Annotated in this window: 3 protein-coding genes; all 3 read right to left on the bottom strand. The window is 45.1% G+C overall.

Annotated features, from left to right (window positions below; genetic code table 11):
• On the bottom strand, positions 1–776 hold a 776-nt coding region (locus AB4653_RS23715; RefSeq protein WP_372105471.1), incomplete at its 3' end, for a TRAP transporter large permease subunit.
• 9 nt (positions 777–785) lie between these two features.
• Complete coding sequence (locus AB4653_RS23710) at positions 786–1,358, bottom strand: TRAP transporter small permease subunit (protein ID WP_049779139.1); 573 nt, start codon at positions 1,356–1,358, stop codon at positions 786–788.
• Between the two features lie 217 nt (positions 1,359–1,575).
• A complete protein-coding gene (locus AB4653_RS23705) occupies positions 1,576–2,670 on the bottom strand; it encodes a TRAP transporter substrate-binding protein (protein WP_009847138.1) in 1,095 nt (364 codons plus the stop codon).
• Positions 2,671–3,245: the final 575 nt, after the last annotated feature.

The following is a 3,245-nucleotide window of genomic DNA, read 5'->3' as shown; positions in this document are numbered from 1 at the left end:
GCGAGTACCATCGCACCCGCACCACCCAGAGCAGCAGACTCTGTCGGCGTAGCAACACCCGCAAAGATAGAGCCCAATACGACAATAATCAGCGCGAGTGGCGGTATGATTGCTTTCAATGCGTTGATGACTTCTTGTTTACGGCTGATGGAATCATCACGCTCAATTGGTTGAGCGGCTTCAGGGTTAAGCTTCGCGTATATTAAGATATAAACGATATAAGCCCCCACTAACATCACGCCCGGCCAAATCGCGGCTTGGAACAAGTCACCTACCGGAACACCCAATACGTCCCCCAATAGAATCAAGACGATGGATGGCGGAATGATTTGCCCTAACGTACCAGACGCACAGATGGTGCCGCAGGCTAAGCCTTTGTCGTAGTTGTACTTGAGCATGACGGGCAACGAGATAAGCCCCATTGCAACCACAGAAGCGCCTACCACACCGGTTGAAGCGGCAAGCAGTGAACCTACGAGAACTGTCGAGATTGCGATACCACCTCGTACACCACCAAACAGTCGTCCCATAGACTCAAGTAACTGCTCAGCAAGCTTAGTCTTTTGTAGAACAAGTCCCATGAAAACAAACAATGGAACGGCCATCAGCACCGTATTTTCCATGATTGATTGAATTCGATATGGCATGAAGGCAAACATTTCGATGCCTTCCGCCCAAACACCAAAGATTAGCGCGATACCACCAAAGGTAAACGCCACCGGGAAGCCTAGTAAAAGTGCAAACAAGGCTACGAAAAACATTACTATTCCAATCATGTTCAGCCTCTACTTATTCTTTGTATGAATATTGTTTGCATGCGTGTTATTTGCATGGATGAGATGGGGATTAAAAATTTTGTTCAACGAGTGCAGGATCAAACCGACTCCGCTGAGTGCCATCAAGAAAAATGACAGTGGAATCATGGCTTTGATGATCCATCGATATGGCAGGCCACCCGGGTCACCTGAGGTTTCGCCGAGGTTATAACTCTCTTTGGCAACATCAATACCAAACCAAGCAACCAGCAAACAGAAAGGCATCAGAAAGATCAGTGTGCCTAGCAGGTCAATAATGGCTTGCGCTTTAAAGCTCAATTGTTCGTAGAACACGTCTACTCGAACATGACCACCAGCCTTGATGGCATAAGGAACACCTAATAGAAAAACGGCTGAGAAAAGGTGCCATTCCATCTCTTGGAAAGCGATTGAGACATCATTGAAGGCATATCTCATGACAACGTCATACACAACGTTAGCGATAAGTAGAATAAACAACATACTGGAAAGCCATCCCAGTGCATCACCGATACGATTAAACAGGCGTTCAATATAAATTAGACTTCGCATTCCCGACTCCATGGAATTTGAAAAGACATCGCGCAGCACAACTAACCCAAACTAAAAACGATTCAGTTTATAGCTAGCAATAGGCACGACGTAGAAAGGGTTCTTGGGCGTATTACAGGATTTATCCTGCTTAATTATTATGGTTAAAATGAACCCGCCGCTTAGTCACTCTTAGTTACCTAACAAGAATAGCTTTGGGTTCATTTAGCTTCAGTTCAAAAACTGTCGATTATTTCGCTTGGCTATTTAAATAAGCTCTGTGTGAAATATCCGTCCATGAACGTACTTGCTCTAGGTAGCTTGCTTGTGAAGCTTGAATCTCTTTTGCCAATGCATCTTTCTCAGCGTGCTTAGCAAGTAGGCGATCGTTCGCTTCTTTCAGTGCAGACATAACCTCTGGTGGGAAATCTTTAACTTGTACGTCTGGGTATTCTGTTTTCATTGAAACCCAGTTCTTGCCACTTTCGTGCGTTGCTTGTGTGTACATGTCGTAAGCCGCTGTACGCATTGCAACACGCAAGATTTCTTGTAGGTCTTCAGGAAGCTTGTTCCATGTACGCTTGTTCACTAGGAATTGAAGCTCTGAACCCGGCTCATGCCAACCTGTGTAGTAGTAAGGCGCGATCTTGTGGAAGCCCATACGCAGATCAAGTGATGGACCTACCCACTCTAGTGCATCGATTGTGCGACGCTCTAGAGATGTGTAAAGCTCACCTGGGGCAATATTGGTAGGTTTAGCGCCTAGCTCCGCTAGAATCTCACCAGCAAAGCCAGGGATACGCATTTTCAGACCTTGTAGGTCTTCCACACTGTTGATCTCTTTTTGAAACCAACCCCCCATCTGGATATCCGTATTACCACCTGGGAACGACATCAGATTATGTGGAGAGTAAACCTGCTCCATCAACTCCATACCACCACCGTGATAGAACCACGCATATTGTTCAGCTGGCGTCATACCGAAAGGCATAGAAGTGAAGTAAAGCGTGTTTGGAACTTTACCTTTCCAGTAGTAAGAGCCTGAGTGCCCCATGTCGTATTGACCAGACTTAACCATGTCAAAAACGCCAAGCGGTGCTTTGTGTTTGTTCGCAGAATCGATTCTGATTTGCAGTCGACCGTTCGACATTTTCTCAGCCATCGCAGCCATGTTCTTCGTCGCGTCACCGAATACAGGGAAGTTTGGTCCCCATGTTTCAGCAAGCTTCAAGCGATAAACCTTATCAGCAGCAGTTGCACCAGTAGCGACCAAAGCTAAACAAGCCGCTGCAGTAACTGCAACGTTTTTAAAAACTCGTGTGAGGGAGTTAGAAATGAGACTCATATTCACGTCCTTTGTTGGGTTAACACTCTTTCTATGAGCATTTTTTATGATTCAACATAAGAGTGCACCGTGATGTAGCAACAAGATATCAGGGAGAGCACGCACGACGGACTCACATAAACTGCGTATTAGACCAAAGGATTACGTAGAACTACGTAGGAGATAATTTAGCGATGTCGATTTTAAAGGCTCTGGGAGATTCATTAGGGTAATTAGTATTGATAAATACCTAAGTAGTTATAGTGAAACTGCATTAACAATTGATTTCCATTTCGTGAGGAAGCTCTATTCTCGCCACACATCAAATACGCACTTAAATGCATTTATCCATATAAATCAAAGTTTCAGAGAATTAGACGTCCTACTTTGGTGCCTACTGATTCGAAACATGGGACACGCGAAAGACTGGTGAATAACGGAAGGGGCCTGCCGATTGGAAATAAGGTTTCTGGGGCTAGGTTCGAATATGAGTATGGGGTCGAGTTTAGGATTGAGGATTGAGATTAACATGATCCTCCAGATACAAAAAAGCCGCTGATTTCTCAGCGGCTTTCTTTAATGTGGTGGAGGGATAG

It is taken from the genome of Vibrio sp. 10N.222.48.A3 (assembly GCF_041475345.1).
In the GTDB taxonomy this organism is placed as follows: Bacteria; Pseudomonadota; Gammaproteobacteria; order Enterobacterales; family Vibrionaceae; genus Vibrio; species Vibrio tasmaniensis_A.
Note: the sequence above shows the minus strand (reverse complement) of the source record. Positions and strands in the feature narration are given on the sequence as shown.

Coding starts and splice junctions, on each gene's coding strand:
- AB4653_RS23710 (WP_049779139.1), bottom strand. CDS start 1,358: ATGGAGTCGGGAATGCGAAGTCTAATTTATATTGAACGCCTGTTTAAT.
- AB4653_RS23705 (WP_009847138.1), bottom strand. CDS start 2,670: ATGAGTCTCATTTCTAACTCCCTCACACGAGTTTTTAAAAACGTTGCA.